At 60.7% G+C, this 25,522-nt stretch carries 23 protein-coding genes and 1 pseudogene; 5 read left to right on the plus strand and 19 right to left on the minus strand.

The genetic code is table 11. The features are described from left to right. The 12 genes and pseudogenes from ABD919_RS11655 to ABD919_RS11710 form a co-directional block, all read right to left on the minus strand. A partial coding sequence (locus tag ABD919_RS11655) for a tetratricopeptide repeat protein (protein WP_345236187.1) occupies positions 1-1,376 on the minus strand: 1,376 nt, incomplete at its 3' end. A 7-nt stretch (positions 1,377-1,383) separates the two neighbouring features. Beyond that, a complete protein-coding gene (locus ABD919_RS11660) occupies positions 1,384-2,133 on the minus strand; it encodes a LytR/AlgR family response regulator transcription factor (protein ID WP_345236188.1) in 750 nt (249 codons plus the stop codon). A gap of 599 nt (positions 2,134-2,732) precedes the next feature. Beyond that, complete coding sequence (locus ABD919_RS11665) at positions 2,733-4,046, minus strand: hypothetical protein (protein ID WP_345236189.1); 1,314 nt, start codon at positions 4,044-4,046, stop codon at positions 2,733-2,735. Positions 4,047-4,198: 152 nt separating this feature from the next. Beyond that, positions 4,199-4,705 (minus strand): LptE family protein, encoded by a 507-nt coding sequence (locus ABD919_RS11670; protein WP_345236221.1) that lies wholly within the window; start codon positions 4,703-4,705, stop codon positions 4,199-4,201. Positions 4,706-4,730: 25 nt separating this feature from the next. Continuing rightward, entirely contained in the window at positions 4,731-6,026 is a 1,296-nt protein-coding gene (locus tag ABD919_RS11675; protein WP_345236190.1) for a sigma-54 interaction domain-containing protein, read from the minus strand. Positions 6,027-6,029: 3 nt separating this feature from the next. Next, a pseudogene (locus ABD919_RS11680) lies at positions 6,030-6,389 on the minus strand (four helix bundle protein); the annotation flags it as partial. Between the two features lie 134 nt (positions 6,390-6,523). Further along, a complete protein-coding gene (gene miaB, locus ABD919_RS11685) occupies positions 6,524-7,960 on the minus strand; it encodes a tRNA (N6-isopentenyl adenosine(37)-C2)-methylthiotransferase MiaB (protein ID WP_345236191.1) in 1,437 nt (478 codons plus the stop codon). A 263-nt stretch (positions 7,961-8,223) separates the two neighbouring features. Beyond that, positions 8,224-9,498, minus strand: coding sequence for an anthranilate synthase component I family protein (locus ABD919_RS11690; protein WP_345236192.1), 1,275 nt, complete (start codon positions 9,496-9,498; stop codon positions 8,224-8,226). A gap of 86 nt (positions 9,499-9,584) precedes the next feature. After that, positions 9,585-11,189, minus strand: a complete 1,605-nt coding sequence (locus ABD919_RS11695; protein WP_345236193.1) for a tetratricopeptide repeat protein — start codon at positions 11,187-11,189, stop codon at positions 9,585-9,587. 120 nt (positions 11,190-11,309) lie between these two features. Beyond that, positions 11,310-12,074 (minus strand): zinc ribbon domain-containing protein, encoded by a 765-nt coding sequence (locus ABD919_RS11700; RefSeq protein WP_345236194.1) that lies wholly within the window; start codon positions 12,072-12,074, stop codon positions 11,310-11,312. Continuing rightward, a complete protein-coding gene (locus tag ABD919_RS11705; protein WP_345236195.1) occupies positions 12,064-13,185 on the minus strand; it encodes a Nif3-like dinuclear metal center hexameric protein in 1,122 nt (373 codons plus the stop codon). Before ABD919_RS11705 ends, ABD919_RS11700 begins: the two co-directional genes overlap by 11 nt. Positions 13,186-13,214: 29 nt before the next feature. Then, complete coding sequence (locus ABD919_RS11710; RefSeq protein WP_345236196.1) at positions 13,215-13,904, minus strand: uracil-DNA glycosylase family protein; 690 nt, start codon at positions 13,902-13,904, stop codon at positions 13,215-13,217. Positions 13,905-13,987: 83 nt separating this feature from the next. Between ABD919_RS11710 and lpxK the strand changes: the two genes are divergently transcribed. The 4 genes from lpxK (at position 13,988) to ABD919_RS11730 (ending at position 18,701) form a co-directional block, all read left to right on the plus strand. Next, the gene (gene lpxK / locus ABD919_RS11715; RefSeq protein WP_345236197.1) at positions 13,988-15,043 is read left to right on the plus strand and encodes a tetraacyldisaccharide 4'-kinase; all 1,056 of its coding nucleotides are present in this window, start codon (positions 13,988-13,990) and stop codon (positions 15,041-15,043) included. A gap of 98 nt (positions 15,044-15,141) precedes the next feature. Then, positions 15,142-17,148, plus strand: a complete 2,007-nt coding sequence (locus tag ABD919_RS11720) for a putative porin (RefSeq protein WP_345236198.1) — start codon at positions 15,142-15,144, stop codon at positions 17,146-17,148. A 149-nt stretch (positions 17,149-17,297) separates the two neighbouring features. Then, the gene (locus ABD919_RS11725) at positions 17,298-17,894 is read left to right on the plus strand and encodes a MiaE family protein (protein WP_345236199.1); all 597 of its coding nucleotides are present in this window, start codon (positions 17,298-17,300) and stop codon (positions 17,892-17,894) included. Positions 17,895-17,978: 84 nt separating this feature from the next. Then, positions 17,979-18,701: a hypothetical protein gene (locus ABD919_RS11730; protein WP_345236200.1), complete on the plus strand. Its 723-nt coding sequence runs from the start codon at positions 17,979-17,981 to the stop codon at positions 18,699-18,701. A 308-nt stretch (positions 18,702-19,009) separates the two neighbouring features. Here ABD919_RS11730 and ABD919_RS11735 read toward each other — a convergent pair whose 3' ends face one another. From ABD919_RS11735 to fahA, 4 genes are all read right to left on the minus strand, one after another. Continuing rightward, positions 19,010-19,501 carry a GyrI-like domain-containing protein gene (locus tag ABD919_RS11735; protein ID WP_345236201.1) on the minus strand — a complete coding sequence of 164 codons (492 nt, stop codon included), beginning with the start codon at positions 19,499-19,501 and terminating at the stop codon, positions 19,010-19,012. Between the two features lie 14 nt (positions 19,502-19,515). Further along, a complete protein-coding gene (locus ABD919_RS11740) occupies positions 19,516-19,908 on the minus strand; it encodes a hypothetical protein (RefSeq protein WP_345236202.1) in 393 nt (130 codons plus the stop codon). A gap of 92 nt (positions 19,909-20,000) precedes the next feature. Next, complete coding sequence (locus ABD919_RS11745) at positions 20,001-20,453, minus strand: DUF4262 domain-containing protein (RefSeq protein WP_345236203.1); 453 nt, start codon at positions 20,451-20,453, stop codon at positions 20,001-20,003. A gap of 100 nt (positions 20,454-20,553) precedes the next feature. Continuing rightward, on the minus strand, positions 20,554-21,840 hold the full coding sequence (gene fahA, locus ABD919_RS11750) for a fumarylacetoacetase (protein WP_345236204.1): 1,287 nt from the start codon (positions 21,838-21,840) through the stop codon (positions 20,554-20,556). Between the two features lie 324 nt (positions 21,841-22,164). Here fahA and ABD919_RS11755 point away from each other — a divergent pair, with 324 nt between their 5' ends. Continuing rightward, complete coding sequence (locus ABD919_RS11755) at positions 22,165-22,761, plus strand: SET domain-containing protein (protein ID WP_345236205.1); 597 nt, start codon at positions 22,165-22,167, stop codon at positions 22,759-22,761. Positions 22,762-23,025: 264 nt separating this feature from the next. Here ABD919_RS11755 and ABD919_RS11760 read toward each other — a convergent pair whose 3' ends face one another. The 3 genes from ABD919_RS11760 to ABD919_RS11770 all read right to left on the minus strand — a co-directional run bounded on the left by ABD919_RS11760 (position 23,026) and on the right by ABD919_RS11770 (position 25,513). After that, on the minus strand, positions 23,026-23,259 hold the full coding sequence (locus ABD919_RS11760) for a NifU family protein (protein ID WP_345236206.1): 234 nt from the start codon (positions 23,257-23,259) through the stop codon (positions 23,026-23,028). An 82-nt stretch (positions 23,260-23,341) separates the two neighbouring features. Beyond that, positions 23,342-24,457 carry an Mrp/NBP35 family ATP-binding protein gene (locus ABD919_RS11765; RefSeq protein ID WP_345236207.1) on the minus strand — a complete coding sequence of 372 codons (1,116 nt, stop codon included), beginning with the start codon at positions 24,455-24,457 and terminating at the stop codon, positions 23,342-23,344. 285 nt (positions 24,458-24,742) lie between these two features. Beyond that, a complete protein-coding gene (locus ABD919_RS11770; RefSeq protein WP_345236208.1) occupies positions 24,743-25,513 on the minus strand; it encodes a hypothetical protein in 771 nt (256 codons plus the stop codon). Positions 25,514-25,522 lie beyond the last annotated feature (9 nt).

Here is a 25,522-nt window from a genome sequence, read left to right on the forward strand (position 1 = left end):
TAGCGGCGGTAGGAGGCCGCCCCGAGCAGGCCCACCACCAGCAGGGCCCCGGCCAGCAGGTTGCGGTACTGCCGCTGCCAGCTCGCCTCGGCCCGCTGCAAGGCCGCTTCGCCGCGTAGCTGCCGCAGCTGCGCTTCCTTTTGCTCGGATTCGTAGCGCGTACGCAGCTCGGCCATCTGCTCGGCTTTCTCGGCTGTAAACAAGGAGTCCTTGATGGCCTGGCCCCGGCTTTGGTAAGCGTATGCTGTAGCAAAGTCGCCGCTTTTTGCGCTGAATTGGGCAAAATCTGCATAGGCCCTGGCCAGGTCATTGGGTACTTTAAACTGCCGGCTCAGCGCCAGTGCCTGCCGGGCCGACTGCAGCGCCACGGCCCGTTGCCCGTGTTGCAGCTGCACTTCAGCCAAGGCGTAGAGGGCATCGCCCTGCTGGGTAATCAGGCCTGTGCGCGCAAATAGATTGGCTGAATTTAAGTAATGGCGTTCGGCTTTACGGTAGTTCTGCTCAGACGCGGCTACATCCCCCATACCGTATTCCAAGTAGCCGAGCCAGTCGAGCGCCTGAGCGGAACGCTGCTGCCGAGCCAGTTTGATGCCGGTCTGCAAGTGCGGTCGCGCCTGCTGATATTGCTGCTGGTCCACGTATAAAATGCTAAGCAAGGAATGAATCCCGATTAGGACCAAGGTATCAGGCCGGGGCTGCTTGTTCAGCAGCGTCAGCGCCCGACGGCTGTACTCAACCCCGGCGGCGGGGTCGTGGAGCAGTTGACTTAAGCTACCCAAGTTATGCAGGATTGCAATTTGAGCAGACTGGTTTGAGGAGCTTTCGGCCAGCTGCAGGCCCTGCAGATATGCCTGCATTGCCTCTGAGTAGTGTCCTTCCTCTCTGTAAATTCTGCCCAGATTGTTGTGGGCCGTTGCCAGCTCTTTCTGGTTACCCATCTGTCGCCACAACTTTATCTCGGTTCCATAGGCAGTGCGGGCTGCTGCCAGGTTTTTCCGGTTCTCTTCCACATTGCCCTCGCCCCGGTACGAGCGGGCCAGTGCGCTACGCAGCGCCTGCGTATAAGCTGAGCGGCGGGCTGCGCGCAGGTGAGCCAGCGCCCAGTTGGCGCGGGTCGTATCTGCCACCCCACACATTCCCAGTTGCACGTGGGCCAGGGTTGACAGTGTGTCGAGCCCGGCAGTGCGGGCCAGGGCATACGCCTGCTGGGCCGTGCGTCGGGAAGCGGCCGTGTCGGTAGTGAGCTTGCGCTGGCTGGCTGCCAGCAGGGCCTGCACCCGGGCCGCGGGGCCGGTCTGGGCCCAGCCGCCGACGGTGGCTGTAAGCAGCGTCAGTACCGTGAGGCAGCAGCGCCAGCGCAGGGGCGAGGGAAACATGCCAGCGTTAGCTAACTGTGGACCCACCGAGCAGGTTGAGTCTGCTCATCAGGGCCGATTGGTAGGTGCGGCCCACGGGCACGCTCTGCCCGGCTACCGTTACGGCCTGTCCGTCGACTGCCGTGATATGGGCCAGGGCCACCAGATACGACTTATGAATGCGCAGAAAGTCAGCCGGCGGCAGGTGTTCCTCAACCTGCTTGAGGGAGGCTACGGCCGTGTAGCGCTGGCCCGACCGGGTATGGAGCGTGGTGTAGTTGCCATCGGCTTCCAGCCAGCAGAGGTCGGCAAAGGCCACCTTCACCAGCTGCTTGTGGTCGCGCACAAAGAGGCTGGTGGGAGCGGGGGGCAATGGAGCGGCCGGTGCAGCGGTGCCGGCCGCCGGGGCCACGGCATCGAGGGCCATTTCCAGGGCTACAAATACTTCCTGCTCGTCGAAAGGCTTTACCAGATACCCCAGGGGGCGAGCCAGCTTGGCGCGGGCTACAGTGGCAGCGTCGGCCAGGGAGGTGACGAACACGAAGGGCAAGCCAAACTCCGCCCGCAGGCGCCCGGCCAGGTCGATGCCGTCGAGCTCCCCCCGCAGGGTAATGTCGAGCAGGGCCACGGCGGGTAGCGCAGGCAGGCTCCGGAGTATAGCCAGCGCCTCGGTGGCGCGGTCGGCTACGCCCACTACTTCGTGCCCCATGCCCTCCAGGATGGCCCGTAGGTGCTCGGCAATTATAAACTCGTCTTCAACAATCAGAATCTGCGCCATGGGAATTAGTAGAAAGGGTGTTTGGGATACCTAATGTTTGACGGCCTAACTGTTCTTAAGCCAGTGCCCGCAGCGCACTCGCCTGAAGGACGTGGCCGCGGGGGCACCATTCAAGGCCCGCTTGGTTTTCAGAAATGGGGCCGCTTCGGCTGGGCGGTGATTCACCTGAAAAGCCTCCTCGCGGCAGGTGACGGCACCTGACTGCCACAGTACCAAAGGGGCGGCGGCCTTCACCTTATGTTCCCTCATCCTGTATCCGTGCCCATGAGCCCGTACCGGGCGGGCCAGTGACCAGCCGAGGGCCAAATCAATAACGGCGGAGCAGGGTCTGAAAGCCACCTGAGCTTCTGCCTCGGCCCGTGGGCTGATGGGCGACACTCCTGCTGCCGCAGGCTCTTCTATCACCATGTCCAGCCAGGCGTTGAGTAGAAGTGGAGGCATAGGCAGCACGTAGGCAGTAGAAGCTCTGAGCGGGAGCAAGCAATATACACATGGTTGCGGCCTCCTGCCAAGCCTGTAGAAGTGCAGCCTGACTTGCTGGACGCCTTGCGCCCTTGCCCGGTATAGCGGCCCAGGTACAATTAGCCCTTTAGGCGGCCTTAACTGGGCATGCTGGGGGGCTGAAGCTGCTGAATCTGCGCGGTGAAGTAGGCGGCTTTCTCCGGCTGTTTGGCCATCAGGCGCTGGTAAATCTCAATCGCGCGCTCGTTCTTCCCCTGGCGGGCCAGGATGCGGGCCAGGCTTTCGGATGCCAGCTCGGGCTCGGGGCGGGTGCTGCGCACGCTCAGGTCGGCCTGGGCCTGGGCTTCGGTCATGGGGGTAGGCGCCGCGGGCCGGGTCAGGCGGGGCTGGCGCCGCAGGAAGTTGTTTATCAGGTCGAGCGAGCTGGGCGCCGGGGCGGGGCGGTGCTCGGCCCAATGCTCAGCCAGCAGCAGGTCGGGCTCGAAAAAGGAGCCCGGCGGCGGCAGGGCGGCGGGCACATCCCAGGAAGTGCCGGCAGGCAGCTGCTCGGGCTGGGTCATCATGGCAAAGCCGAAGCGGCTCCCCATGGGCAGGCCATAGCCAATGCTTTCGTCAGCTATAAAGGCTGCCGGGGTCAGGGCTGGGGCTGCCCGGCCGGGGGCGGCAGCCGGCTTCGGGTCGGGCAGCAGTATTTCCGTTTCCTCTTCCAGACCGGGCAGCACATAGGGCGTAGCCGGCAGGGAGGAAGGCTCGCTCAGGCCAAACTCAAAGCGGGCGGCGCCCTGCTCCACCGGCGGGCGAATGGGCGGGGCGGCAGCAGGCAGGTCGGCCCCCGCCTCGGCCAGGGGGTCTGGCTCCGGAATTAGGGGTGGCTCCGTCTGCTCGGGTGTCGGCGCGGTAAATTCGGCAGCAGCCTCCTGGGTGGCGGTGACCTCCGTGGCCACCGCTTCCGCAGGCTCCGGCGCTGCTGCGTCAGCCATAAGCTCCTGGTTCGTCTCTGCCACGGGGGCCGCAACGGGTGCGGGCTCAGCCAGCGGAGCTGGTACGGGCTCGGGCTCCGGGTCGGGAGCAGCCACGGCCAGGGCTGCCGGCTCAAACTCCGGCACCGCTTCCGAAACTGGCGCTTCCAGAGAGGCTACCTGCTCGGAAGGAGCGGGTGGCGTGATTGGCGCAGTAAGCTCTTCCAGAGCAGGCTCAATGACGGGTTCGGGCACTTCTACTACCTGCTCCATCAGGCGGCGCAGCAGCTCGCGGTCGGCGGCATAGGTGGCGGCACGCCGCAGGCGCTGCCCGGCCAGCATGGTGCCCTGGTCGTGCGCGGCTTTGGCCAGCAGCACATGCGCGGTCTGGCAGTAAGGAAACGCCTGGGCCAGCTGCTCCAGCTCCCGCACCTCCTCCGGGCTGATAGCCGCCGGGTGGTCGAGAATGTGCAGGAGAGTGGCGCGCGTCATGGAAGGGAATTATTAATTATGAGTTATGAATTATTTGCTTACCAGCCGGGCGGCGAATGTAAGGCGCGGCGGGACAATAGGTCCAGAACCACCCCGTCCGGCTTTAATAATTCATAATTAATAACTCATAACTCATAACTCATAACTCAACCTTACCAGTTAGCTACCGATTTATTGAAAATCTCGGTGATGACGTTGGTGGTGATGCGGCGCACGGCGTTTTGATCGTTGTTGACCGTGGCAATGTCCTGGCTGGCAGGGAAGTCGCCGAAGCTCTGGAAGGTCTGGTCGAAGCTTTGGGTGTCGTCCTTGGTGTTGACGAAGCGGATTTTCACCTGAATGGTCAGGCGGTTTTGGCCCGCCACATCGGTGCCGCCCACCTGCTGAATAGCGGCCGGCGAGAAGTCGTAGGCCACGATGGCGCCCTCAAACTGCAGGTCGCCGTCGCGGTTCACCATCTGCAGGTTGGTGTTGCGCTGGAAGTAGTCCTTCATGTCTTCCGTGAAGCGCTGGGTGAGAAATGCCGGCCCCGTGGGCGAGTTATTCTGGATGGTCTGAATGGAGAAGGTGCGAACGGCCGGGTCGATGTTGGTACCGCTAAACGAGTACACCCCGCAGCCACTGAGGGCAAAGCACAGTGGTACAAAAAGGCCAAGCACCAAGCACCGAGCACTAAGCACCAACTTAAATCTGCTCCAAATCATACTGCTTCAGCTTGCGGTAGAGGGTGCGCTCGGAGATGCCCAGGTCGTGGGCCGCGTACTTGCGCTTGTTGTTGTGCTTTTTCAGAGCCTTGAGTATCATTTCCTTTTCCTTCACGTCCAGGGAAAGGGTTTCTTCCTCGGTTTCGTGGGAGATGTCTTCCACGCGGTGGCTCTCGTCATCGTCGTAGCTAACGACAGGCTCCACGTTTAGTGTGCCCGAGGACGGGGCGGGCAGGAAATATTCGCTGGCATGGCCGGTTTCGTAGGCTGTGCTGCCGGCGCCCGCGAAGAGGTGGCTGTTCTGGCGCAGCAGCTCCTGGGCGTCGTGGGGGCGCTGCCCGGCGGCCAGCTCCAGCACCAGCTTTTTCAGGTCCGTCATGTCGCGGCGCATGTCGAACAGGATTTTGTACATCAGGTCCCGCTCGGAATAGCCGGCGGCCTGGCTTTCCTGGCCGGCACCCAGCAGCATGGGCAGCTGGCTGCTTTGCTCCACGGGCAGGTACTTGGCCAGCTGCCGGGCGTCGAGCTCACGCTCGAGCTCCAGCACCGAAATCTGCTCGGCAATGTTCTTGAGCTGGCGGATGTTGCCGGGGAAGCGGAAGCGGTTGAGCAGCTGCACCGCATCGGGCAGCAGGGTGATGGGCTTCACGCGGTGCTTCTCGGAGAAGTCGGACGTGAACTTGCGGAACAGCAGGTAAATATCCTCGCCGCGCTCGCGCAGGGGCGGCACCGTAATGGGCACCGTGCTCAGGCGGTAGTACAGGTCTTCGCGGAACCGGCCGTTGCGCACGCTTTCCATCAGGTTCACGTTGGTGGCGGCCACCACGCGCACGTCGGTTTTCTGCACTTTGCTGGAGCCCACCCGAATAAACTCGCCGTTTTCGAGCACGCGCAGCAGGCGGGCCTGGGTGCCCAGCGGCATCTCTCCAATCTCATCCAGGAAAATGGTGCCGCCGTTGGTTACCTCAAAGTAACCCTTACGGGCCTCGTTGGCGCCCGTGAAGGAGCCTTTCTCGTGCCCGAACAGCTCCGAGTCGATGGTGCCCTCCGGGATAGCGCCGCAGTTGATGGCAATGAACTGCCCGTGCTTGCGCGGCGACAGCGCATGGATAATCTTGGAAAACGACTCCTTGCCCGACCCGCTTTCGCCGGTAATGAGCACCGTCATGTCGGTCGGCGCAACTTGCGCCGCTACCTGAATGGCGTAGTTCAGCGCAGGGGCGTTGCCAATGATGCCGAAGCGGAGCTTGATAGATTGGATTTCTTGTTGGGTCAAGTTTTAGTTGTCAGTTGTCAGTTGTCCGTTGTCAGGAAAATAAGCGGGTGCTTCTTCGGCTGTGTGTGACGACTGAGGAAGTGAACGATAGTATCGAATGAAGCCCTGCAGCAGTTTTTTACACTCATGGAGTGCCTGCAGTAGTTCACTCAGGTGTGGTGCAGCTAAATAGCCTAAATCATTAGCTAAGTAAAGCTGCGTTTCAAGTTCAAATAAGGAGCCGCGGGCAATGAAGAGAAAACGAACGGTATCGGCTGAAGATTGCCGGCCACATCCTTCTGCAATATTGGAGGGCACAGAAACAGCTGCCCGGCGCATTTGATTAGTTAACCCAAACAATTCCTCTTTTGGGAAGCCTTGTGTTTGCTCATATGTACGCTAGGCTAATTGCCGGCTTTTAAGCCAAACCGCTAATTCTGTGTAAGCCTTTTCCATCACAGACGCGGTTAAGATTATTTAAAAGAACAAGCTGACAACTGACAACGAACAACTGACAACTAAATAGCTTCGCCCAGCAGCGCCGCCCCAGTTGTGCTGGTTGCTAGTACGTTCACATAGTCGCCCTTCTTAGCCGTACCCTTCGGAAAAATCACGACTTGATTCTGGCTGTTGCGGCCGCTCAGGTGCTCGGCCGAGCGTTTGGAGGGGCCTTCTACCAGCACCTGGTGCACCTTGCCAACCATGCGGGTGTAGCGGGCGCGGGCGTGCAGCTGCTGGCGGTCGATGATTTCCTGCAGGCGGCGCTTTTTCACTTCCAGCGGAATATCATCGGCGAGCTTGCGGGCGGCCAGGGTGCCGGGGCGCTCCGAGTAGAAGAAGTTGTAGCCCATGTCGTACTGCACGAAGTCGAGCAGGCTGAGGCTGTCCTGGTGCTCCTCCTCGGTTTCGGAGCAGAAGCCCGAAATCATGTCGGTCGAGATGGCGCAGTCTTCTCCCAGGATGCGGCGGATGGCCAGCACCCGCTCCTCGTACCAGGGCCGGTCGTAGGTGCGGTTCATCAGCTTGAGCACGCGGGAGTTGCCGCTCTGGGCCGGCAGGTGAATGTACTTACAGATGTTGTCGTACCGGGCCATGGTATGCAGCACCTCGTCGGTAATGTCCTTGGGGTGGGAGGTGGAGAAGCGCACACGCAGCTCGGGGCTGATGAGGGCCACCATTTCCAGCAGCTGGGCGAAGTTGACGTGCTCGGCGCCATCGGCCGAGGTCCACTTGTAGGAGTCCACGTTCTGGCCTAGCAGGGTTACTTCCTTGTAGCCCTGGGCCACCAGGTCGCTGGCTTCGCGCACGATGCTGTGGGCATCGCGGCTGCGCTCGCGCCCGCGGGTGAAGGGCACCACGCAGAACGAGCACATGTTGTCGCAGCCCCGCATGATGCTGATGAAGGCCGTGATGCCGTTGGAGTTCAGGCGCACCGGCGTGATGTCGGCGTAGGTTTCGTCGCGGCTCAGCAGCACGTTCACGCCCTTCTGCCCGCTATCCACTTGCGCAATCAGGCCGGGCAGGTCGCGGTAGGCGTCGGGGCCTACTACCAGGTCAACGATTTTCTCTTCTTCCAGGAACTTGCTTTTCAGGCGCTCGGCCATGCAGCCCAGCACGCCCACCAGCATGCCGGGGCGACGCTTCTTGTGGGAGTTAATCTGCTTGAGGCGCATGCGCACGGTCTGCTCGGCCTTTTCGCGGATGGAGCAGGTGTTGAGCAGCACCAGGTCGGCGTTGGCCAGGTCCTCGGTGGTATCGAAGCCTTCCTCGAACAGGATGCTGGACACGATTTCCGAGTCGGAGAAGTTCATCTGACACCCGTAGCTCTCAATGTAGAGCTTGCGCTCGCGGCCGGTGCGGGTGGCCGCGCTCACGCGCACCTCGCCGCTGGGCGTGTGCTCGGCGGCAGGGGCTTGCTTGTCAAGAAAATCGAGGGTTAACAGAGGCTGGGACATGGATAAACTCACTTTTGGGCGGATTACAAAGATACGTCTTATGGGCTGAAATGACAGAATGGCAGCAAGGCCACGGCCGGGAAACCTCACCCCCGGCCCCTCTCCAAAAGAGAGGGGAGCCTGTTCCGGTTGTTCTCATAGTAGCATTTGCCATCATAAAAGGGTTTGTTGCCTTCGTAACATACCCTTTCGCTTTTAATCGTCCGGCTCCCCTCTCCGCGGGAGAGGGGCCGGGGGTGAGGTTCCTTAGGCTGAGGCAGCCCTTACTCCACTACCCTCGTTCCCAGCACTTCCAGCATGGCGCGGGCTTTTAGCAGGCACTCTTCGTACTCGCGCTCGGGCACCGAGTCGTAGGTGATGGCCGAGCCTACCTGGAACGAGAGGTAGCCGGTATCCGCCCGGTACTGCAGGCTGCGAATCACCACGTTGAACTCAAACGCGCCACTGGGCCAGACATAGCCGATGCTGCCGCTGTAGAGGCCGCGGCGGCTGCGCTCATAGTGCTCAATGAGCTGCATGGCCCGGATTTTTGGGGCGCCGGTCATGGAGCCCATGGGGAAGGTGGCCTTCAGCACATCTACCAGTCCGGTACCGGGGCGCAGCTCGGCCGCCACGGTGGATATCATCTGCCAGACGTGGCGGAAAGGATAGAGGCCGAACAGCTCGGGCACGCGCACAGTGCCGGTGCGGGCCACGCGGGCCAGGTCGTTGCGCACCAGGTCCACAATCATCAGGTTTTCTGCGCGCTCCTTTTCGTCGTGCAGCAGGGCGTGGCGCTGCTGCTCGTCTTCGGCCGGGGTGCTGCCGCGCCGGATGGTGCCTTTGATGGGCTGGGAAATAATGGACGGCGGCCGGTGGGCCAGAAAACGCTCGGGCGAGGCGCAAAGCAGGTAGTGCTGCTGGTGGCGGTAGAAGCCCGCAAAAGGGGCGGGCGAGGCTGCATTCAGGCGCAGAAAAACATCCACCGGGTCCAGGGCCACGTTTTCGGCGTAAAATTCCTGGCAGAGGTTGAGCTCGTACACCTCGCCGTTGAGAATGTCTTCGCGCACGGCGGCCACGGCTTGCAGGTAGTCGGCCCGGGGCAGACGCGGCGTAAGGGAGGGCACTTGCAGGGGAGCTGGAGCTTGCGGCTCCGAAGCCAAAATCTGGGCTAGCACATCAGTTGTCTGCCCGTAGATTTCCAGGCTCTCGTTGTGCCAGCGCAGCCAGGTTTCAGGCCGGAAGAAGTGCAGCTGCGGCCAGCTAAACCCGGCGTAGTTGGAGCTGCTCAGCGCCTCAATCTCATTCTTGACATCATAGGTAATAAAGCCGCAGCCCGGTGCCGAGCCCGGCGCCTGCTGCAGCCAGGCTTCCAGGTCCACCAGCGAGGCTGGCGTATCAGCAGCCGAATCGGCCACTGCCAGCAGGCGCTGAAAGGGGCCTTCGGGGTAGCTTAGGTCGTTGGGCTCGAAGTAGGCGCAGTAAGCGAAGCGGGCAGCCCAGCGAAGCGCGCGGGCCCGAAAATCGGCGGGCAGCTGGGCAAGCGGGACGGTAAGCATGGTCCAAAGGTAGGAGGAGAGAGGAGGCTACGGCAGTCGTTGAGCTCAGAAAACGAGCCTTTGGGCAGCTTCCTGGCTTACGGCAGCTACTTCAGCTCGCGCAAGGCCAGCTTGGCTTTGGCATCGGTACTGTTCTTGTACTCGTGCCAGGGGTAGTTCAGGGCTTTCTCGAAGTACATTTTTGCCTGGGCCCGCTGCCCATCGGCCAGGCAGAGGTAGCCCAGCTGCAGGGCGGCCTGCGGCGCAAAGTAGTAGGGGGCATTGTCGCCGGAAACCTTCAGCGTCAGCTCATAGCCCAGGCGGGCTGAGTCGAGGCGGCCCAGGCCGTGCAGGGCGCGGGCCCAGCGGTAGGGGTTTTCGATGTTGTCGCGCTGCGGCGTGGTGGGCGTGCCGCGGAAGGTGCGCAGCGTAGCCAGGGCGGGGCGGTAGTAGCCGCCGTCAATCTGCAGCCGGGCCCTGGTGAGTATGGGGTTCAGGGCCAGCGCTTTGTTGTAGTACTGCTGGGCGTAGTTGTCTTCCTCCACGTCGGTGGGACCGGCCAGGTTGATTTGCTGGCGGTAAGCTGCCACGCTGGCCGCCGGCTGCCCGCCCAGCCAGGCGGCCAGGTAAAGCTTAAAGGCGGCGTCCTTGCGGTAGTGGCGGCCCTTGTACTCGCGCAGAAAGGCCAGGTTTTCCCGCTCCGAAGCCGCGTAGCTGCCCTGGTAGAGCAGCAGGTCGGCCACCATGTGGCGCAGGTAGGGCAGGGGCTGGTAGCCCGGGCCCTGGGGGCGGGCTTCGTAGGCAGCCAAGGCTGCTTCGGCCCGGTGCTGGCGCTTGTTGCAGCTGATGCGCAGAAACGTAAACAGCAGGTTGTCGGGCTGCTGGGCGTGCAGGCGCTCGGCCAGGCGAATGCCCTCTTCGGGCTGCTTGAGGTAGGCTTCCCGAATCAGGGCCAGGTAAATTTGGCTTTCGGTCTGGAAGTCGTGCCTTTGGGTTGCCGCCAGCTGCAGGTTTTTCAGGCCCGCGTCGACGTCGCCGGGCAGGCCGAGCAGGCGCAGCAGCCAGTGGTAGCCCTGGGGCAGGGAGCCCACCGCAAACTGGCAGATACCAAGCGTTTTGCGGGCCGGCAGAAAGGTCGGGTAGCGCTTCACCACGGCCTGCATCTGCTGAAAGGCCTGGCGCAGGTTCCAGGTACCCAGCACCTCGTGCTGAAACACCAGCTGGTTAAGGCCCAGGTGCATGCGAATCTCCGCCCGGGCGTAGTCGCGCAGGGCACTGGCCGGCGCCTTGCCCAGGGCGCTGAGGCGGGCCTGCTGGGCATCCACAATGGCCTCGTAGCGGGAAGCATCCTGCGATACCAGCAGCTCGGCGAAGTCGGCGCAGTCGGCCACCAGCAGGGGAGCGGGGGCGTTGGGGGTAAGGGCCAGCTCCGGCCGCAGCATCATGCGAGCCGGCCCGATGCGCAGCTTCAGCACCTCCTCGTAGGCCCGGCGGCTGGTAGGGGTGAGGGCGCCTGCAACGTTGCTGGCTTCCTGTTCCTGGTTGCTGGTTTCGGGTTCCTGGTTTCTTGTTTCTTGTTTCTTGTTGTTGGCTCCAGCTCTTTTCTCTGGGAAAAAGGATGTATGCTGAACGGGGCTGGCCATGCCCAAAAGCAGGCCGGAAGTGGCCACCGCTGCTAGCATGCGAACTTGCCGCACAAGGGAGCGGGGCATTTTTGACGTGAAGCTGGCAGGGGAAAAATACATCGAACAAGCAACAAAAAAGGAACGGCACTGCCGTTCCTTTTTCAATTTATAACCAGTAGCTAGAAACCAGCAACAAGAAACCGGCCCTTAGCCGTTGTTGCGGCCTTCCACGTCGGCCAGGATACGGCCGCAGTGCTCGCACACGATGATTTTCTTGTGCGAGATAATGTCGGCCTGGCGCTGGGGCGGCACGGTGTTGAAGCAGCCGCCGCAGGCGTCGCGGCGCACCAGCACCACGGCCAGGCCGTTGCGCACGTTGCCGCGGATGCGGGTGTAGGCCGTCAGCAGGCGGTCTTCCACCGGCTTGGTAGCATCCTCACGCTGCACCAGGATGGTGCGCTCTTCCTCTTCGTTTTCGGCAACGATGGTTTCGAGCTCGCCTTTCTTGTTGTCGAGGTCCTTGCGGCGCTCGTCGAGCTTCTGCTTGGTACCGCTGATTTCGGCGTTTTTCACGTCAATCTGGTACTGAGCCTCCTTGATTTTCTTGTCGGCAATCTGGATTTCCAGGCGCTGCAGCTCGATTTCCTTGGCAATGGCCTCGTACTCGCGGTTGTTGCGCACGTTCTGCTGCTGCTCATCGTACTTCTTGATGAGGTTTTCAGCGTCCTTGCTGGCTTGCTTGCGGCTCTTGATGAAGTCGTTCAGGGCCTGAATCTCCTCGTCGAATTTCTTGACGCGCACTTCATAGCCGGCGATTTCATCTTCCAAATCCCGCACTTCTTCGGGCAAATCGCCACGTACGCGCCGGATTTCGTCGAGCTGCGAATCGAGGCTCTGCAGGGTGAGCAGGGCTTCGAGCTTGGCGGCTACGGGAATATCAGCGGGGGCCACGGCGGCACTTTTAGCAGTCATACTGAACGGGGTTCGTGTTAGTTTCGGCGATTAAGACCGCAAAAGTACGTTCAAATCCGGCCGTTAGCAAATCGGCGAACACCTCGCCGGTGTACTGCTCGCTTTCGAAGTGGCCCACGTCGCAGAGCATGAGCCGGCCTTCGGCCCCAAAAAACTCGTGGTACTTCACGTCGCCGGTCACGTAGGCGTCGGCCCCGGCGGCGCGGGCGGCCCCAATCAGAAAGGCGCCGGCCCCGCCGCACAGCGCTACTTTTCTGATTTCCTTGTCGAAGGCCGTGAAGCGCACCACGGGCACCTGCAGCCGCTCTTTCAACAGCTGGCGGAAGGCCGCCGGGGCCAGGGGCTCCGCCAGCTCGCCCACCAGGCCTGCGCCCACGTCCTGGTGGGTATTTTCGAGCTTAATCAGCTCGTATGCCACTTCCTCGTAAGGATGGGCGGCGCGCAGGGCCTGCAGCACGGCGCTTTGCCGGTGCAGGGGCAGCAGCACTTCCAGGCGCAGCTCCGCCACCTGCTCGGCCTGCCGGGGCTTGCCAATGGCGGGCCGGGTACCGCTGCCGGGCGTGAAGGTGCCGGTGCCGGCCGTGCGGAAGCTGCACTCGCTGTAGTCACCCACCTGGCCCGCCCCGGCCTGGTACAGTGCGGCCAGTACGCGCCCGGCCAGGTCGGCCTGCTGGTCTTCGGGCCGGTTGGGCACGTAGGTGATAAGGCGGCCCAGGGTGCCGCTCTGCGGCGCCAGAATGCGCGTTTTTGTCAGGCCCAGCTTGTCGGCCAGCTTGTCGTTGACGCCCTGGCGCACGTTGTCGAGGTTGGTGTGAGCGGCGTAGATGGCCACGTCGTTTTTCAGGGCCATGATGATGGTCTGCTCCACCTCATTGGCCCCGGTAAGGCGCTTGAGCGGCCGGAAAATGACGGGGTGGTGGCATACCACCACGTTGCAGCCCCGGCGCAGGGCTTCGGCTACGATGGCCGGGGTGCAGTCCAGGGAGATAAGCACGCCCTTTACTTCGGCCCGCGGGTCGCCGCACTGCAGGCCGGCATTGTCGTAGCTTTCCTGGTAGGCGAGGGGGGCGCGGCTTTCCAGCAGGCGCGCCAGGTCTTGAACGGTAGGCACCTTTTGAGTTATGAGTTTTGAGTTATGAGTTAGTGGGCAGGCAGGCAGGCTCCCAGAGTTTGCACGTAGTGGGCCACGTTGGCGTCGAGGTCGCGGCGGCGGTACTGCATGAGGTAGCGCGGGTGGTCGAGCACGAGTAGCTGGTCGAATAGGCCTAGCTCATCATTGAGCTGCTGGAAGAACTTGCCATTGCGCTTGCCCAGGCACACGGCCACGTCGCGGCGCAGGCCTACTTCCTCCACCTGCTGGCGCAGGGAGCGGCGCATGTCGTCCCACAGGGCTTTAATCAGGGCGGGGGAGTCGTAGTAGTTGTAGTTCAGGCCCTGGCGCAGCAGCACCAGCGGGTAGATGGAGCCCAGGTAGAAGTGCTGGTAGAAAATGCCGGGGCCGCCCAGGGCTTCCACTACTTTGTACACAAACTGGCTGGACAGCTCGGGCTGCTTCAGGGGCAGGCCGTGCGCGATGCCGCAGTGCCGGGTAAGGGCAAATGGGTCGGTGAAGGCCACGCCGGTGCGCCCGCCGCCCAGCCGGCCGGGGTTGATGCCGAGCAGGGCCACGCGGGCCTGGCTGCCAGCGTAGTAGCGCCGGGCGAACTCCGTAAGCAAGGGCAACACCTCGGGCTCCCGGTAAGGGTTGTAGGCCTGCACGCCCTCGGGCAGGGCGGCCGGGGCCGGAAAACCGGTCAGGAAGGCAAGCAGGCGGTGGGAAAAGCTGGACATGCGGCAGGGCAAAGATAGGAGCGGGGCGGGGCGCCCCCGGGCTTATACGCCACGCTTTATCCGGACGTACTTTTGTACACTTTATGTCGCGTCTGCTCACCTGGTTGCTGCTGCCCTTGTCCTGGCTTTACGCCGCCGTGCTGGCCGTGCGCAACAAGCTGTACGACTGGGGCTGGAAGGCTTCGGAATCTTTCGATGTCCCCCTGCTCAACGTGGGCAACCTGCGCGTGGGCGGCACCGGCAAAACGCCGCACGTAGCCTGGCTGGTGGCCGAGCTGCTGCGCCTGGGCCACCGCCCGGCCATCCTCAGCCGCGGCTACGGCCGCCAGACCCGCGGCCCGCGCCTGGCCACGCCCAAAGACTCCGCCGCCACCGTCGGCGACGAGCCCTGGCAGTACTACCAGCAGTTTGCCGCGGCCGGCGTGCCCATCGCCGTGGCCGAGGCGCGCCGCCTGGGGTTGCTGCTGCTGCGGCAGCAGCAACCGGAAGTCAGCGTGGTGGTGCTCGACGATGCCTACCAGCACCGGGCCGTGCGCCCCACGCTCAACATCCTGCTCACGGAGCTGGCCCGGCCGTTTTATGCCGACTACGTGCTGCCCGCCGGCCGCCTGCGCGAAAGCCGGGCCGGCGCGGCGCGGGCCGACGTGGTGGTCGTAACCAAGTGCCTGCCCGGGCTGGATGAGGCTACCAGGCAAGCTGTGACCCAGCGCATCCGGGCTTATTCCACGGCGCCGGTGCTTTTCTCCGCCTATGCCTACGGGGAAGCCCGCGCCCTGACGCCGGGCCCGGCGCCCTGCCCGCCGCCCCCGGCTACGGCCTTGCTGCTCACCGGCATTGCCCAGCCCGGGCCGCTGCGCGACTACCTGGAAAGCCTCGGCTACACCATTGCCTTTCACGCCGATTTTCCCGACCACCACCGCTTCCAGCCCAGCGATTTTGAAGCCCTGCGCCGTCACTGGCAGCCGGGCCGGGTTATTTTTACCACCGAAAAGGACGCTACCCGCCTGCAGGCGCCTGCCCTGGCTGCTGTGCTGACGGACCTTCCCCTGTATATTATTCCGGTGCAGGCTGCGTTGCTAGGCGACGGCGCCGAGCAGCTGCGCCGCCGCTTACCACCGCCCCCGGCTCCGCAGCCGTAAAGCGTTTACCCTTCAGATAATACGCCGGGGAAAGGCAGCCTCTACCCGGCTTTGACAGTGTTTGCTTGAACTTCTTGCTGTATTCTTCTTTACCCCTAGTGGCCAGTAGACGCGTGAAAGCGCCGGGTAAGCCGGTCCTGCTGCTTGTGCTGGCCGCTTTCCTGTTGCTGCTGGCCAGCCCCCGCCAGGCCCGGGCCCAGGTGCTCGACGACTCCACCAAGGTGCTGTACGGGCCCAAAACCACCCGCGTGATTTACGAGGCCGAGGTGCTGCGCGACTCCACCAGCGGCACCATGCTCGACACCACGCTTACGCGCTGGACCCAGCACCGCTTCTGGTTTCACGACACCACCTTTCAGCAGGATTTGGGGCAGATTGGTACGGCCTCGCGCCCCATGCTTTATCAGCCCAACCTGCAGCTGGGCGCCCGCTTTGGCCGCAACGTGTTCGACAAGTACGCCCGCGACGCCAGCAGCATTCCCTACTACGACTCCCGCTCGCCCTACTCCTTTTTTCGGGTGGTGCAGTCGGGCGAAGGCGAGCAGGTGTTTGAGTTCAGCTACAGCCGCAGCCTGCGCAAAAACTTCAGCGTGGGCGTGGCCTATGAGCGGTTTGCTTCCAACAAGGTGCTGGCCGCCAACGGCCGCTCGGGCCTGGTAGAGCATTCCAACCTGCTGTTTTTCGGGCGCTACCAGACCGAGAACGACCGGTACCGCCTGCTGTTCAACTTCAGCAACGTGCGCCACCGCGCCATCGAGCAGGGCGGCATCCGGCCCATTATCAACGTCACACGGCTGCCCACGGGCGAAGTCATGCTCAGTGGCGAAACCCGGCCCCAGGACCTGTTCAAGTACGAGCGCCAAAGCATCAACCTGCTCAAGGCCGCCAACACCGAGGACCGCGACCGGCTGCACTTTGCCCAAACCTACCGCCTGCTCAGCCGCGGCCTCACCCTGTTTCACATCTTCGACGGCCACCGCCAGTACAACAGCTACCTCGACACCGAGCTGCCCCGCGTCAACATCACGGGGCGCCCGGCCAGCCTGCTGTTTTACCCCCGCACCCGCCTTAGCTTCTCCGCCACGCTCGACCGGGCCGAGTACCGGCAGATAGAAAACACCCTGGGCGTGCTCGGCCGCACCGAGGCCGTGGAGTACCGCCTCTACGCCCGCCGCCGCGATGCCGAGCTGCTCACCCAAACCCTGAAGCCGGGCAGCGCCGGCAACTCCCTCAACCTGATGGAGGCCGCCCCCCGCCGCAGCTTCGGCCAGGTGTTCCTGGGCGGCACGGCTGCTTTCAACTACCGGAAAATCTACGCCATCGAAGCTGCAGGCGAATACAAGCTCTTCGATGAGTATTGGGCCCGCGCCTCCGTGCGTACCGGCCCGCTCTCGGCCGAAGTGCTGCGCACCTCTTACTCGCCCACGCTCACCCAGCAGGAGTTTGTGGGTAACCACTACGCCTGGCGCAATCTGGACGAGGACGGCAACTCCAGCTTCCGCAACACCACTGCCGACCACCTCACGCTGCGCGTCAGCCAGCGCCTGCCCCTGTTCAGCGACCACCTCGTTGAAGCCAGCGGCAGTGCCGTCAACCTCAGCCGCCTGGTGTACTACGGCCCCAACGCCGAGCCTGCCCAGCTCGAGGCCGGCCAGGACCAGCAGCTGCTCATCATCACGGGGCGCCACCGGGTGCGGTTTGGGAAGGTGGCGTTCGACAACCAGGCCACCTACACCCAGGGCGGCGACGGCCGGGCCATCCGCATTCCCCGCCTGGTCACGTTCTCGCGCCTGTACTACCAGAGCTACATCTTCCGCAAAGCCATGTTCAGCCAGATTGGGGCCGAGGTGTACTACCAGTCGACGTTCCGGGCCTACAACTACAGCCCCAGCAACCAGCAGTTCTACGTGCAGGACAACTTCACCATCCGCAACTACCCCGTCGTGGACCTGTTCCTGGTGGCCGACATCAAAACCGTTTCCATCTTCCTGAAGTGGGCCTACGTGAACGAGGGCGTGTTTTACGATGGCTACTTCACCACACCCTACTACACCGGCTACCCCCGGCGTATCATCCTGGGCGTGAAGTGGAATTTCTTTAATTAGGGGAGTTGTCAGTTGTCAGTTGTCAGTTGTCAGTTGTCAGTTGTCAGTTGTCAGTTGTCAGTTGTCAGTTGTCAGTTGTCAGTTGTCAGGAATAGGCCTATAGAACAATCTGACAACTAACAACGAGCAACTGACAACTATATCAAGTCATGAAAGAAAAAACCATCCTCAAGCTTAAGCTCAACACCGACCCGCGCTGGGTCGACATTGCCAGCAAAAACATCGAGGACATCCTCGTCGACCATGCCTGGTGCGAGCAGAAAGCGGCCAGCACCGGCATTAGCATGATTATCCACTACCCCGAGAAAGCCCGGCTGGTGGAAGAGTTGACCGCCCTGGTGGCCGAGGAGTGGGCCCATTTCGAGCGGGTGCTGGAGGAGCTGCGCAAGCGGGGCTACGCCCTGGGCCGCCCCCGCAAGGATGAGTACGTGGTGCAGCTGCTCACCCACGTGCGCAAGGGCGGCGCCCGCGAGCGCCAGCTCATGGACCAGCTCCTGGTGTCGGCCCTCATCGAGGCCCGCAGCTGCGAGCGGTTCAAGCTGCTCTGGAAACACATTCCCGACCCCGAGCTGAGCAAATTTTACTACGAGCTGATGGTGTCCGAAGCCGGCCACTTCGTAAGCTACGTGGACCTGGCCAAGGAATATTGCGACCCGAAAGAGGTAGATGTGCGCCTGCAGGAATTGTTGAAGATTGAAGGCGAGATTGTGACCAGCCTGCCTGTGCGCGACGACCGGATGCACTAGCATTTTCTGCAGCCTCTGCCCGGTTTTTAAGTCCTTATTCTATTCAATTGCACTTGGCCGGTAGGCCGTCTGAAAAGCCCGAGAATGTCTCAGCTAGCTAAAATTGCCGGCCTGGCCCTGGCCGCGGCGACCATTGCAGTACAGGGCTGCAACTATGCAAAATCCAACCAGCAGGTGGTCGTTTCCACCGACTGCGGCATGAGCTGGAAACGTATTGTGGCCGGGGAGTCGGTACCGAAAGGTATAGGAAACCCCTGCTTTATGAAGGTAGTAATGCCCAACTACCCCATGCAGGGCGACAGCCGCTTCGTGTCGAACTTCAAAGACCGGGTCCGGGCCGCCGTGCACATCGACTACGACTATTCCATTACCGACCCCCTGGCGTTTATCAAGCAGGCCAAATACCTGGGCAAAGCCAACAAGGACGCCGACTCCAACGGCGCCCTGGACCCGCAGGCGTTTGAAGGCGCTGAGAACATGGTCATCGACAAGCGCATCCGCGACATCAGCAAAGGGCTATTGCTTTCCGAAGACATTGTAGAGCTGGAGCAGGCCGAATTGGAAAACAAGCTGTTTGTGGAGTCCAACAAAGTGTTGGAGCCCCTGGGCGTGCACCTGAACTTCATTACCCTGACCTTCGACCTGGACGAGCAAACCCGGGAAGCCATTGACGTATCGACGGCCATGAAAATCTACGACAGTAAGTCCCTGTCGGAGCTGGGCAAGGAGGTTATTGCCGCCAAGGCCGGTGCCAGTAAGCTGGTAATAGAATCCAAGCAGCCGGAGCCGGCTAAGGAAGCCGATTAACTCAGAATGGGCTTGTCGCTCGATGAAATAGCAATTAGATGAAATAGCAAAAGGGCATTACGAGCTGATAGTTTCCGAAGCTGGCTATTTCGTGAGCTATGTGGAACTGGCCAAGCTGTACTGCGACGCTAAGGAAATGGACGTGCGCCGGCAGAAATTATTAAAGCTTGAAGGCGAGATTGTGACCAGTCTGCCGGTACTGGACTACCGGATGCATTAGCAGCGGCTGATTGGTAAGCCCCGTTTCAGCATGACGTTCAAAAAGCCTTATAAACAACAAAAATTTCGGATGACCTAAAAAAGTAACGCTAGCTCCTGCTAGCGTTACTTTTTTTAATGGGAATGTAAATGCCCTCTTCCGAGGCGGTGTCGTTGTTCCGGTACTTCTCCCCAAGCAATTCGAACTGGGGCCGGTCGTCCAGCACATAGGCCGAAGCTGGCAGCCAGGAGGAGAAGATGTACTGATAGATGGAGGTATCGGCGCTGGAGCCTTTGTAAGAGAAAACTGCATACAAGCCCGCTGGCAATTGAAACGACTCCAGGCCCGCCGGCACGGTACCCAATTCGAAAACTGCGACCGCGGCCCATTTTTCAAATTCCCGACCTGGGTTAAAGGCCGCGAAGTAGTCCAGTGGATACACCTGCAAGGAGTACAGCTCCGGGCCTGCAGCGTATGGCACCTGCGGGAGCAGCGGCATAAAGCGCTGCCAAAGCACGCTCGTCTGATTATTCGCCAGCGACATCGTCAGCTTCAGGCCAATGAGCTGCCGGGCAGGCAGGGTTTCAATGCGGGGTTCCACCAGCTACCGGCTTGCTAATTCGTTTCTACGTTCTCGTCGTACTTGAGCACGAAGTTTTCCACCTTGGCCGGCACCAGCGCGCAATTCGTCAGGGTGCCATCGGTTATTAGCTTTTTTACCAGCAGCTTCTTCGTGAAAATGTACGACTTCGACGTCATGGTCAGCTTCTGATTAAGGAAGGTGACTTTGGTATAGAGGGGCGCGTACTTGCTGTTGCGAATAAATTTTAGGAAGAATATTTCATTACCCTCCAAATCCAGAAAAGACACGTTATTCGGGTCGCTGTCATTGACTTTTAAGCAGTCTTTGCCATCGACGGAAATAATATCTTTTTTGTAGACAATTTCCTGGGAAAACGCCACTTGGCTTAGCAGGATGAAGAATAGGAAAGTAAATAAACTTTTCATCGATTTTAATTAAGTGCTGTGTGGATTTGTAGAAAGAAATTAAGGTACTAGATTTAATTAGCAGCGCTACTTTATGAATGTGCCAATTAGTGTTATATTTTCGGTATGAAATAGCCCATTAACTCCTGGTCATAATTGTAGCCGGTTTCAGTTGGAAAATTGCCATTCGTGTCTGGATAGACAGCCTGAAGGTACTTGTAGGGTTGTTCTTCATAAAATTTTGCACTGGAAAGGACATAATCTTTCAAGTTTGAAACAGGCACGTCAATTAAATAAACCGCAAACTTATCTGTTAAAAAATCTAATGGCTCATTAAGCGGAATTGCCATCTTTGTTTTAAATGCTTCCACGTAATTATCTGCTATATCAGCACAAATCCCTTGCGGTAAGGATGAAATAATTATCTCGGGGATTTTGTGCGTCAGATAAATACCAGTTGAATAACAAAAAGGAATTGGGGCTGAGACGTAAGTTAGTTGATAACCGAAACGGTCGATATTGTCTTTCAACTTATCAAAATAAGCTTTTTTAACCTCTTTATCCATCTCAGTGGTTAATATGAAGCATAATGGGAGCTATATGAACACATGCTGTGAATAGGGGCAAGACAACCAACAGAAGCTGTCTTGCCCCTATCTATTTATCCTACAGCGCCGGCAGCACCTTTCCACTCACCTCGCCAAACCCAATGCGCACGCCATCCTTCTCGGCATAGCCGCGCATGGTCACGGTGTCGCCGTCCTGAATGAATTTGCGCTCCGAGCCATCGGCTAGTGGGATGGGGCGGGTGCCGCGCCAGGCCAGCTCCAGCATGGAGCCCAGGGAGTCGGGCGTAGTGCCGGAGATGGTGCCGGAGGCGTACAGGTCGCCCGCTTCGAGGTTGCAGCCATTGGAGGCGTGGTGGGCCAGCTGCTGGGCCATGCTCCAGTACATGAGTCCGAAGTTCGAGCGGCTGATGGTGGTTTCTTGGCCGCCTTCGGGGCGCAGGGCCACCTCCAGGTGCACGTCGAAGTTGTGGGCGCCGGGCAGCTGCAGGTAGGGCAGGGGCATGGGCTCCTGCACGGGGCCGGCCACGCGGAAGGGCTCCAGCGCATCCAGCGTCACCACCCAGGGGGCCACACTGCTGCCGAAGTTTTTGCCCAGGAAGGGGCCCAGCGGCACGTACTCCCAGCTTTGCAGGTCGCGGGCGCTCCAGTCATTGAACAGGCAGAGGCCGAAGATGTGGTCTTCGGCCTGCTCAATGGGCACGGGCTGGCCCAGCTGCGTGGTCTGACCCACCACGAAGGCCATTTCCAGCTCGAAGTCCAGCTGCCGGCTGGGGCCGAAGGTGGGCAGCGCCTCATCCGGGCCCTTGCGCTGCCCATTGGGGCGGCGGATGTCGGTGCCGCTCACCACGATGCTGCTGGTGCGGCCGTGGTAGCCGATGGGAATGTGGCGCCAGTTGGGCAGCAGGGCATTGGCCGGGTCGCGGAACATGATGCCCACGTTGGTGGCGTGCTCGATGCTGCTGTAGAAGTCGGTGTAGTTGTTGGGCTTCACCGGGCGCAGCATCTGCACGTCGCGCTGGCGCACAAGGCATTCGCGCACGGCTTCCTCGTGGTCGCGCAGGCTATGGTTGTCGTGGCGCAGCAGCTCGCTCACGCGCTGGCGCACGGCCCGCCAGGCCGGGCGGCCCAGGCGCAGGAAGCCGTTGAGGGAGCGGCGGCGGAACACCCGCGGCTGGGCATCGCCCAGCTCGGCCAGGTCTTCGAAGAAGCCGTACTGGCTCAGGGCATAAAGGTCCAGGGCGTAGTCGCCGATGGCCACGGCCAGGCGCGGGCCCCGCCTCTCGGTAAAGAACACGCCGAAGGGCAGGTTCTGGATGGGAAAGTCGTGGTGGGGTGGGATGTCAATCCAGGAGCGCAGGGTGGGCGAGTTGGGCGAAGTAGCCATAGGAAAGCAAGCAGGTGAATGCGGAAGCCCAAAAGTAAGTCCAGGCTAATGGAAACGTAATGAAGAGCCAGTGGAAACGCACCAGGGCTAAAAGTTAAAAGCCTGAATTTTTTGGCAGAGGTCTAAACCGTGGTGGTGCCACGAATTCCGCGCAGCGGTTCGTGGTACCACTAATATCCCAGAACGACAGGCGTAAGCTCGTTCTATGAATTAGTGGTACCACGACTAAAAAGTCGTGGCACCATTGTGTAGACCACAGCCAATTTTTTAACTTTTACTCTCAACTTTTAACTAGACTTACGCCGCTTTATTCCACCTCGCCCCATGATTCACCCCGACACCGAGCTTCGCTTCATCAGTCCCGAAATCGGGTTTGGGGTGGTAGCTACCAAGCTGATTCCCAAGGGCACCATCACCTGGGTGTTCGATTCGCTCGACCAGATAATTACGCCCGCTGAGCTGCAGGCCCTGGAGCCGCTGCAGCGGGCTTTCGTGGACAAGTACAGCTACCGCGACCACCTCGGCGACTACGTGCTCTGCGCCGACAATGCCCGCTTCGTCAACCACAGCTTCCGCTCTTCCTGCATGAGCACGGCCTACAACTGCGAGCTGGCCGTACGCGACATACAGCCCGGCGAGGAGCTCACCGACGACTACGGCTACCTCAACCCCACCGAGCCCTTCGACTGCGTGCCCGAGCCCGGCAGCAACCGCACCCGCGTCATGCCCGACGACCTGCTCAACTTCCACCAGGAATGGGACGCCCAGCTGCTCGACGCCTTCGCGCAGTTCAACGCCGTGGCACAGCCCCTGCTGCCCCTGCTGGCCGCCCCGGAGCGGACCCAGATGCAAGCCGTGGCCAATGGCGAGACAAAGATGGAGTCCATTCTGAGCTGCTATTACCCCGGAGACGGATTGTAAGCAGCTGAAGCAGCGGCTGCCGGCCGCAGTTTATCAACCGCAGGTCGTAAAACTGCCAGCCGATAGTAGGGCAATTTGTAACTCGACCTACCCAAGAGAGCGCACTCGTCGCGGCGCTTAGACAGCGGCCAGCAAGCTGTACCTATAAGCCCCAGCGGGGCGACCCTCGACCGGGGAGGGCCGCCCCGCTGGGGCTTTGGTGTTTTATAATCCTTAAGCTACCGGCGTGCGGCACTGCTGGGCTTAGTTGCCCGGAATGTTTGCTTACTTCGCCTCTACAGCCGTGATTTCGGGTACGGCTTTCTTCACGGTGTCTTCCAGGCCGGCGCGAGTCATGGGCGACATGGGGCAGGCCCCGCAGGCGCCTTCCCATTCCAGCTGGAGAACGCCCTCGGGCGTGATGTTGGCCACGCGCACGTTGCCGCCATCGGTCACGAGGTAGGGGCGCAGCGCATCCAGGGCAGCTTCGACGCGCGGAAGGAGAGGGTGATTTTCCATTGGTATGATTAACTGGGGGCAATTAGCAAGGAAGGCAAATGAGTCAACAGCGAACAAAAAGACAATTGTTCATTGCTCATTGCTAATTGTTCATTGTCACGACCTGGGTTTTCGGGGCTACGTTGTTGCGGATGCTGATTTGGCGGGCCACCGACTCGGCCAGCTCGGCAAAGGCCAGGCCGACCGGCGACTTGGGGTCGAGCACAGCCGGCTGGCCCTGGTCGCCGTTTTCGCGGATGCTCTGCACCAGCGGCAGCTGGCCCAGCAGCGGGATGTCGTGCTGCGCGGCCAGGCGCTGCCCACCGCCTTCGCCGAAGATGAAGTACTTGTTCTCGGGCAGCTCGGCCGGCGTAAACCAGGCCATATTCTCCACCACGCCCAGCACGGGCACGTTAATCTGGGGCTGGCGGAACATCTGCAGGCCTTTCTGGGCATCGGCCAGGGCCACTTTCTGCGGCGTGGTCACGATGACGGTGCCCGTTACGGGCACGGTCTGCACCAGGGTGAGGTGAATGTCGGAGGTACCGGGCGGCAGGTCGAGCAGCAGGTAGTCGAGCTCGCCCCAATCCACTTCGGTGATGAACTGCTTGAGGGCCGAGGAGGCCATGGGGCCGCGCCACACAATGGCCGACTCGGCCGGGGCCAGGAAGCCGATGCTCATCAGCTTCACGCCGTACTTGACGATGGGCTGAATCAGGTTTTTGCCGTTGGGGCCCTGAAATACGTGGGGCTGGGCGTCTTCCACGCCAAACATGACCGGCATGCTGGGGCCGGAGATGTCGGCATCGACCAGGCCCACCTTGGCGCCGGAGGCGGCCAGGGCCACGGCCAGGTTGGCCGTCACGGTGCTTTTGCCCACGCCGCCCTTGCCCGAGGCAATGGCCACTATGTTTTTCACGCCCGGCAGCAGGTCGCCGCGGTTGTTGCGCATGCTGGTCACCCGCGAGGTCATCTGAATCACCACGTTGGCGTCTTTGTCGACCATGGTGTGAATGGCGCGCTCGCAGGCATCGTGAATCATCTGCTTGAGCGGGCAGGCTGGCGTGGTGAGCACCACCGTGAACGACACGGTTTTGCCTTCTACCACCACGTTTTCAATCATGTTGAGCGTCACCAGGTCCTGGCCCAGGTCGGGCTCTTCCACGTAGCTGAGGGCTTTCAGGATGGCGTCGGTCGTATAGGCAGCGGGTGCAGACATAGCAGGAATCAGCGGGTAAAGCTGCGGCAAAAGGGCCGCATCAACACAACAAAGATACGCCGGCAATGGCCCGCAACGGCCAAAAAAACACCGGCCCCTGGGTGGGGGCCGGCGAATTCGGGGTACTTGCAGGAAAAATAGCGGTGAGAAAAGCCTCAGGGGTAACTGAGGCAAATCTCCGGCTATTCCCAACGGGTAGCAATACCTACTTTTGGGTATTTTGAGGTCGTAAGCCAGTATGCCCGTGTGCCCTATCTGGTTGGTGATAATTCCCCTGCCCTTTGCTCAAAAGGTTAAGTTGAAGGTGCCGCTGATGGTGATATTAGGAGGGGACGGAATCCTCATTGGATACATATTTATGCAGGTAAAGGTGCCGGATATAGTGCGAGTAGCAGGGTCGTAGGCAGCAACTTGCATGTTGCTAGGGGAAGTACTTGTGCGGTAGTTTATTCGGTAGCCATCAAGAAAGCGTCCATAATTTGCCTCGTGATACGGGTAACTGCTACTTGTATTAATGGGGAACGTGTAAGTGCCAACACCCGAAAAATTCGGTACCATAATGTTAATTCCTCGCTCTGCTGTGCCTTGTCCGAAAGTAGCGTTCAAAATAATTGTATTGCCGGGTAGCGGGACAAAGCCACCAACTACGGTTGTGGTATAGGTAGTATCATTGGCCCGCAATTCCATCCTGCCGCTGGGTGGGCCAGATAATAGTCGCACCGCTGCGATGGTCCCGAGCGCGGTATGCTGTCCCGCTACTACTTGCACCGTGCGTGGCCTAGGTGCAGTATAGTTGCTATTTGCCTGGAAGGTTAATGTATAGTCGTCCGAAGCGAGGTTTTTCAACGAGAAAGCCCCTGTTGCAGCATTCGGCAATACCGTAATAAGCTGGCCACCTGAGCTTAGTATTGATAACTGCGTAACTGCCCCGGCCGGGCTTACGATGCCATCGAGCGTGCCGGTGGAAGGTATAGGTTCCTCCTTTTTTGAGCATCCGCTGACTGAAAGTAGAAAAAAAGCGCTCAACAGCAGCCAGTAGCAAGACAAGGATTTCATGAGCAAAGA

This window comes from Hymenobacter saemangeumensis (genome assembly GCF_039541835.1).
Lineage (GTDB): Bacteria > Bacteroidota > Bacteroidia > Cytophagales > Hymenobacteraceae > Hymenobacter > Hymenobacter saemangeumensis.

Bases quoted from the DNA above. Each gene is read 5' to 3' on its own strand.
- ABD919_RS11660 (WP_345236188.1), bottom strand. From the start codon at position 2,133: ATGGCGCAGATTCTGATTGTTGAAGACGAGTTTATAATTGCCGAGCAC.
- ABD919_RS11665 (WP_345236189.1), bottom strand. From the start codon at position 4,046: ATGACGCGCGCCACTCTCCTGCACATTCTCGACCACCCGGCGGCTATC.
- miaB (WP_345236191.1), bottom strand. From the start codon at position 7,960: ATGTCCCAGCCTCTGTTAACCCTCGATTTTCTTGACAAGCAAGCCCCT.
- ABD919_RS11690 (WP_345236192.1), bottom strand. From the start codon at position 9,498: ATGCTTACCGTCCCGCTTGCCCAGCTGCCCGCCGATTTTCGGGCCCGC.
- ABD919_RS11695 (WP_345236193.1), bottom strand. From the start codon at position 11,189: ATGCCCCGCTCCCTTGTGCGGCAAGTTCGCATGCTAGCAGCGGTGGCC.
- ABD919_RS11700 (WP_345236194.1), bottom strand. From the start codon at position 12,074: ATGACTGCTAAAAGTGCCGCCGTGGCCCCCGCTGATATTCCCGTAGCC.
- ABD919_RS11710 (WP_345236196.1), bottom strand. From the start codon at position 13,904: ATGTCCAGCTTTTCCCACCGCCTGCTTGCCTTCCTGACCGGTTTTCCG.
- lpxK (WP_345236197.1), top strand. From the start codon at position 13,988: ATGTCGCGTCTGCTCACCTGGTTGCTGCTGCCCTTGTCCTGGCTTTAC.
- ABD919_RS11725 (WP_345236199.1), top strand. From the start codon at position 17,298: ATGAAAGAAAAAACCATCCTCAAGCTTAAGCTCAACACCGACCCGCGC.
- ABD919_RS11730 (WP_345236200.1), top strand. From the start codon at position 17,979: ATGTCTCAGCTAGCTAAAATTGCCGGCCTGGCCCTGGCCGCGGCGACC.
- ABD919_RS11740 (WP_345236202.1), bottom strand. From the start codon at position 19,908: ATGAAAAGTTTATTTACTTTCCTATTCTTCATCCTGCTAAGCCAAGTG.
- ABD919_RS11745 (WP_345236203.1), bottom strand. From the start codon at position 20,453: ATGGATAAAGAGGTTAAAAAAGCTTATTTTGATAAGTTGAAAGACAAT.
- fahA (WP_345236204.1), bottom strand. From the start codon at position 21,840: ATGGCTACTTCGCCCAACTCGCCCACCCTGCGCTCCTGGATTGACATC.
- ABD919_RS11755 (WP_345236205.1), top strand. From the start codon at position 22,165: ATGATTCACCCCGACACCGAGCTTCGCTTCATCAGTCCCGAAATCGGG.
- ABD919_RS11760 (WP_345236206.1), bottom strand. From the start codon at position 23,259: ATGGAAAATCACCCTCTCCTTCCGCGCGTCGAAGCTGCCCTGGATGCG.
- ABD919_RS11765 (WP_345236207.1), bottom strand. From the start codon at position 24,457: ATGTCTGCACCCGCTGCCTATACGACCGACGCCATCCTGAAAGCCCTC.
- ABD919_RS11770 (WP_345236208.1), bottom strand. From the start codon at position 25,513: ATGAAATCCTTGTCTTGCTACTGGCTGCTGTTGAGCGCTTTTTTTCTA.